The organism is Streptococcus sp. SM3 (assembly GCF_027497875.1).
Genome location: NZ_JAJNSA010000166.1, coordinates 1 through 3056 on the forward strand (window position 1 = coordinate 1; position 3056 = coordinate 3056).

A 3056-nucleotide genomic window follows, 5' to 3' on the forward strand; every position below is an offset into this window, starting at 1 on the left:
ATCATGACGCTTATGTAGGCGTTGATGGTGGCTGTTTGAAGCTACTGAAACAAGGTCTGCCTTTAGATATAGCAGTGGGGGATTTCGATTCCGTCTCTGAGATCGATTTGCGCCAGATCCGAACCCAAGCCAAGCAGGTTGTTCAATCCGTCCCTGAAAAGAACGATACGGATTTGGAATTGGCCTTGAAAGCGGCCTTTGAGGCCTATCCAGAGGCTGCTATCATCGTTTATGGTGCCTTTGGCGGTCGCTTGGATCACTTTTTGTCCAATATCTTTTTGCCGACCGATCCAGACCTAGCTCCCTACATGGAGCAGATCCAATTAGTCGACGGTCAAAATCGCTTGATCTACAGACCAGCTGGTTGCCATGAGATTCAGCCGGATCCAGCCATGTCCTATGTTGGTTTTATGCCTGTCGGACAAGGCCACTTAGAGATCACAGGGGCCAAGTATCCGCTCCATCAGGAGAATTATTTTTTGAAGGCCATGTATGGCTCCAATGAATTTTTGGATCAACCGATTCAAGTGAGTCTTGACCGTGGCTATCTTGTCATTGTTTATAGTAAAGACAGAGGTTAATATGAATATCATTCTGCTTCTGATTGGCCTGCTCAATCTGGGCCTCCTCATCTATCTCTTGCAACGGTCAGATGACACAAGACCGGCTTTACGAGAGATGCTGGAAGACCATGAGGATCATTTGACAGACCAGTTGGACTATCGTTTTGAAAAAGAAAGACAAGCAAACCAGATTGCCAATCAGCAGTTAGAGATCGCCCTGACAGATCGCTTGACCGAGATGCGAGTGGAGATCCACCAGCAGACGACGGCTCTGCGCGCTGAGATGAACGAGCACTTTACTAAAAATCGGGACAAAACAGATGAGCGCATGCGCCAGATCCAAGAGTCCAATGAAGTGCGGCTAGAACAGATGCGCCAAACGGTAGAAGAAAAATTGGAGAAAACCTTGCAGCACCGCTTGCAGACCTCCTTTGAGACGGTTTCAAAACAATTGGAGTCGGTCAACAAAGGGCTGGGAGAAATGCAGACGGTGGCGCGGGATGTCGGAACTCTTAATAAAGTTCTCTCCAATACTAAGACGCGTGGGATTATGGGCGAATTGCAGCTGGGCCAAATTATTGAAGATATCTTGACCCCAGCCCAGTATGAGCGGGAGTTTGTCACCGTTCCCCAATCCAGTGAGCGCGTGGAGTATGCTATTAAGCTTCCAGGACAAGGAGAGGAGCCAGTCTATCTGCCGATTGACTCTAAATTCCCACTGGAAGACTACTATCGTCTGGAAGAAGCTTATGAATCAGGAGAGAAAGAGGAGATCGAGCGTTACCGCAAGGCCCTTCTTGCTAGTATCAAGCGTTTTGCTAAGGATATCCAACAAAAATACCTCTTTCCACCAGCGACAACGAATTTCGGAATTCTCTTTTTGCCAACCGAAGGCCTCTATTCCGAAGTGGTTCGCAATCCAGAATTCTTCGATCGCTTGCGTCGGGACGAACAAATTTTAGTGGCTGGGCCAAGTACCTTATCAGCCCTCTTGAACTCCTTGTCTGTTGGCTTTAAAACGCTCAACATCCAAAAGAGCGCAGATGACATTAGCAAGGTGTTGGGATCGGTCAAATCAGAATTCCATAAGTTTGGAGGGATTCTGGCCAAGACTCAGCGCCATTTAAAGAATGCTTCCAATAATATTGATGATTTGCTAACCAGACGGACCAGTGCCATCGAGCGGACACTCCGCCAAATCGAAAGCGATGAGGACCTGCTGGGACTAGATGTATATATAGAAGATGGAGAAGATGATGGTCAAAATTAACCAAATGAAAAAAGATGAATTGTTCGAAGGATTCTATTTGATCAAGTCAGCAGAAGTGCGTCAAACGCGGGCCGGGAAAAACTACCTCGCCTTTGTCTTCCAGGATGAGACCGGTACAATCGAAGGTAAACTATGGGATGCCCAACCCCACAATGTAGAGAGTTTTATGGCTGGGCGCGTGGTCCATATGTCTGGACGTCGAGAAGTTTACAATAATACTCCGCAAGTCAACCAATTAAACATGCGCTTGCCCCAAGCAGGAGAGCCCAACAATCCAGCAGACTTCAAGGAAAAACCACCAGTAGATCCCAAGGAATTGCATGAATACCTGTCAAACATGATTTTCAAAATTGAAAATCCAGTCTGGCAACGGATTGTCCGTGCCCTCTATGGGAAATATGAGAAAGAGTTTTATAGCTATCCAGCTGCTAAGACCAACCACCATGCCTTTGAAGCAGGCCTTGCTTATCATACGGCAACCATGGTCCGCTTGGCAGATAGTATCGGCGATATCTATCCTCAGTTGAATAAGAGCTTGCTCTTTGCAGGGATTATGTTACACGATTTGGCCAAAGTGATCGAGTTGACGGGACCTGAAAATACAGAATACACTGTTCGGGGCAACCTCATCGGCCACATTGCACTGATCGATGAAGAAATCACCAAGGTCTTGCAAGACTTGAAGATTGATGACCAAAAAGAAGAAGTCATCGTCCTTCGCCATGTGATCTTGAGTCACCATGGCTTGCTCGAATACGGTAGTCCTGTTCGTCCAAAAATCATGGAAGCAGAGATTATTCATATGATCGATAATTTGGATGCGGAAATGATGATGATGACAACAGCCCTTGGCTTAATTGGTCCTGGCGAAATGACCAATAAAATCTTTGCTATGGAAAATCGTTCCTTCTATAAACCGAATCTCGACTAGTAAAAACAGAGATAAATACGGGAATGATTCTGCCAAAAATAAAATAATCAGGAAAAAACGGCCTTCTGTAAATCAGAATGTTCGTTTTTTTCGCTTCTTATGGTATAATGATAGAAAAAACTACATGGTGAGAAAATGAAATTAAGAAGAAGTGAACGGATGGTCGTAATTTCTAATTACTTGATCAACCATCCCTATGAATTGACTAGCCTCAATACGTTTGCGGAAAAGTATGAGTCTGCCAAGTCTTCCATCTCAGAAGATATCGTGATCATTAAGCGTGCGTTTGAAG

At 45.3% G+C, this 3056-nt stretch carries 3 protein-coding genes and 1 pseudogene; all 4 read left to right on the plus strand.

Translation table 11 applies throughout. From position 1 onward, the window contains the following. On the plus strand, positions 1-581 hold a 581-nt coding region (locus PAN06_RS13585; protein WP_269796589.1), incomplete at its 5' end, for a thiamine diphosphokinase. Between the two features lies 1 nt (position 582). After that, positions 583-1833 (plus strand): DNA recombination protein RmuC, encoded by a 1251-nt coding sequence (gene rmuC / locus PAN06_RS13590; protein WP_269796590.1) that lies wholly within the window; start codon positions 583-585, stop codon positions 1831-1833. Continuing rightward, the gene (locus PAN06_RS13595) at positions 1820-2764 is read left to right on the plus strand and encodes a 3'-5' exoribonuclease YhaM family protein (RefSeq protein ID WP_037608119.1); all 945 of its coding nucleotides are present in this window, start codon (positions 1820-1822) and stop codon (positions 2762-2764) included. The genes rmuC and PAN06_RS13595 overlap by 14 nt, the downstream gene beginning before the upstream one ends. A 135-nt stretch (positions 2765-2899) precedes the next feature. Continuing rightward, positions 2900-3056: pseudogene (locus PAN06_RS13600) on the plus strand (pur operon repressor); the annotation flags it as partial.